Raw genomic sequence first — 3,087 nt, 5'->3', positions numbered from 1 at the left:
CCAGGTTGGTCACCAGGTTGTCGATCTGGATGCGCCAGAAATCGGCCGATATGTCGAAGTTCGAGCTTGGCGACCATACCGCGCCATAACTCCACGATTTGCCGTTCTCGGATTTCAGGTCCTTGCTACCGGTCTGGATGTAGTTCGCGCCCGGCGAATAATTGTTGTAGTCGCAGCCGGCCAAAGGCTGCCCTGCCTGCTGGCAGCGGTAATAGTCGGTAGTCGATGAATAATAACCGCGGGTGGTCGACGAGTAGATGTAATTCATGTCGGGTGCGCGGAAACTGGTCGCATTGTTACCGAGGAACATCAGTGTCTTGGCAGGACGGATTTCGAGCCCGGTTTTATAGGTGTATTTGCCATCGTTGCGGCCGGCGAAGCTGTATTCGTCGTAGCGGCCGGCGACAGTGGCAACCAGCTGCTTGAGGATAGGGATATTCAGTTCCGTCCCCACGGCATAACGCTTGCGCGAGCCGCTGGCGCCGTTGGCGGCCGCCTGGTTGTAGAACACGCCCTGGTTGATTTGCGGATCGGGCGTGTTGCTGAAACCCTGGCTGCCGAATTCGGTCACGGCCGCCAGCCGCACCGGTCCGGCCGGCAGGTTGAACAGCTCGCCGTTGGCGCTCAGGCTCAAGGTCTGGGTCCAGGATTTGTCGCGGCTGATGGCTTCACCGGTGATCGAGTTGAACTGGGCCGGAGTCAAAGGCTGAGACAGCCGGCTCGGATCGGGCGCATAGATGGCGACGCCGTCGGCATCGTAGCCAAGGCGCGGGCCGAGGAAAAAGCTGTCGACGCTGTTGAGCAGCAAAGGCGTGGTCTTGCGGCTGGTGTAAGCAGAGATGTTGTAAGCCGCTTCATAGTTCCAGCTGCTGGTCGACGGGATATCGCCGCGTATGCCTACCGTCAGGTTGGCCGCGACGTCTCTCCATTTGCGGTTAAAGCGCGTCGCCCCGCCGATTTCTTCCGGCGAAATACGGCGCGACCAGCTTTCGTTGGCGCCGCTGTTCTGGTTGAAAAAATAACTGTTGCCGACTGCTTCCGAGGTCCAGCTGGGGCCGCGCGTATTGTTTTGCGTGGAATTAAATCCCAGCATCAGGTCGCTGAACACTTCAGTCTTGGCGCTCAGCTGGTAACTCAGGCTGCCGAACAGGTTCTCGCTTTCGTTCTGGGTCATGGTGGTCCAGAACGCGGGTTGCGCCTTGCCGCTGCCGCAATACGCGCCGGATTTCGACTGCACCCTGACTACGCTGTCGTAGAACAGGTTGCCGAGCTGGCTGCAGGTCGCGCCCGGATCGACGTACTTGCCGGTGTCGACGTTCTGCCGCGACAATACGCGCGTCGGCGCGGTGCCGTCGGACGACGTCGAGGACATGAAATCGCGCTGGCGGCTCCAGACTGGCTGGGTGCGGCTCAGTTCTACGCCGAACACTCCGCTCAGATTGCCGCTGCTGCCGCCGCCGGTAAGCTGGATCCGCTGGTTGGAACCGCCGCCATGCTGGGTGCCGCCGGCCTTGATGTTGAAATCGATGCCGCTGACCTGTTTTTTGGTGATGATGTTGACCACGCCGGCAATCGCATCCGAGCCGTAGACGGCGGACGCGCCGCTGTTCAGTATTTCGATGCGGTCCACCAGCGCCGACGGGATGTTGGCCAGGTTGACGAAATTGACCGAACCGTCATAGGCCACCGGATAGTCGGCGATGCGCCTGCCGTTGAGCAGGATCAGCGTGTGGTTCGGCCCCAGCCCGCGCAGGCTGATGGTGTTCGCTGCCGGCGTAAAGGTATTGCCGAAGTCAGCGCCCTGGGTCATGCCGGTATTCTGGGTCTGCGAACTGAGGGCGTCGAACACATTGCGGTAGCCTTGCTTCTCGATATCTTCGCCGGTAATCACCGTGACGCTGGTCGGTCCTTCCTTGCTGGCGCGCGGAATGCGGGAGCCGGTGACCAGCACCGCTTTAGTATCGCTGGCTGCCGCGCTCTCATCCGCGGCCTGGGCATAAGCTGTTTGACAGAAACTCGGTATTGCATAAGCAATCAGCAGAGACAGCGCGGTTTGCGCCGGCAGGGTTTTGAATCTGTGCATGTAGTGCCATTCCTTCCCATGTATTCTTTTGTAAAGAACTGTTGCGTTCTTTAATGGGAGACGAGAATATAGTAGACGACCGGCAATACAAACTGATGGTTTTACATATCCATATGCGCTGGATGCATGCTGCAAGATGTATTCCTTCCTCGGCCCGCGCAGGCGTGCGGGCCGATTCTGAAATTGTTTTCTTCCGGAGGCCAGGCCCATGCTGCTACATACCATCTATCTGATAGCGATCGTAGCGGAAGCCATGTCCGGCGCCATCATGGGCATGCGGCGCGACATGGACCTGTTCGGCATCTGCGTGGTCGGCACCATCACCGCGCTGGGCGGCGGCAGCATGCGCGACATCTTGCTGGGCAACTATCCGCTGGGCTGGATAGCCCATCCTGAGTATCTGCTGTTCACCATCGGCGCCGCCGTCGTCACTGCCTTGGTGGCGCGTTTCCTGCACCATCTGCGTAATGTGTTCCTGGTGGTCGACGGCCTCGGCCTGGTAGCGTTCAGCGTGATCGGCTGCGATGTCGCCCGCGCTGCCGGCATGGCGCCTGGCATCGTGATCCTGGCCGGCATGATCACCGGCGTGTTCGGCGGCTTGCTGCGCGACGTGCTGTGCAACGAGATTCCGCTAGTGCTGCAGCGCGAGCTGTATGCGACCATCGCATTGTTTACCGGCGCCTTGTATGTCGGATTGTTATGGTGGGATGTCGATCCGTCTGCAGCGCCCCTGATCGCGATCGGCGCAGGTTTCCTGGTGCGCCTGCTGGCCCTGCGCTTCCACTGGAAATTGCCGAGCTTTAACGGCAGCGGCATCCGCGGTTTTGAATAGCGGTGTTCATGCCTCCAGCAAACGCAGGCCGACGATGCCGCAGATCACCAGTCCGATGCACAGCAGGCGCAATGGCGACGGCGTGTCGCCAAACAAAAAGATGCCGAGTACGGTAACGCCCACCGAACCGGTGCCGGTCCATATTGCGTAGGTCGTGCCGGCCGGCAGGCTG

The 3,087-nt window shown here is 60.2% G+C and carries 3 protein-coding genes; 1 reads left to right on the top strand and 2 read right to left on the bottom strand.

Annotated features, from left to right (window positions below):
* A partial coding sequence (locus JWQ61_RS21255) for a TonB-dependent receptor plug domain-containing protein (RefSeq protein ID WP_369684913.1) occupies positions 1-2,083 on the bottom strand: 2,083 nt, incomplete at its 3' end.
* Between the two features lie 208 nt (positions 2,084-2,291).
* On the opposite strand from JWQ61_RS21255, the gene JWQ61_RS21250 reads away from it, so the two are divergent.
* On the top strand, positions 2,292-2,915 hold the full coding sequence (locus JWQ61_RS21250; protein ID WP_304362270.1) for a trimeric intracellular cation channel family protein: 624 nt from the start codon (positions 2,292-2,294) through the stop codon (positions 2,913-2,915).
* Positions 2,916-2,921: 6 nt separating this feature from the next.
* On the opposite strand, the gene JWQ61_RS21245 is transcribed toward JWQ61_RS21250, so the two are convergent.
* The coding region (locus JWQ61_RS21245; RefSeq protein WP_304362272.1) for a multidrug efflux SMR transporter at positions 2,922-3,087 on the bottom strand (166 nt) is incomplete at its 5' end.

Source organism: Collimonas fungivorans (assembly GCF_028292705.1).
In the GTDB taxonomy this organism is placed as follows: domain Bacteria; phylum Pseudomonadota; class Gammaproteobacteria; order Burkholderiales; family Burkholderiaceae_D; genus Collimonas; species Collimonas fungivorans_B.
The sequence above is the reverse complement of the archived record's forward strand: the minus strand, read 5'-3'. Positions and strand labels throughout refer to the sequence as shown.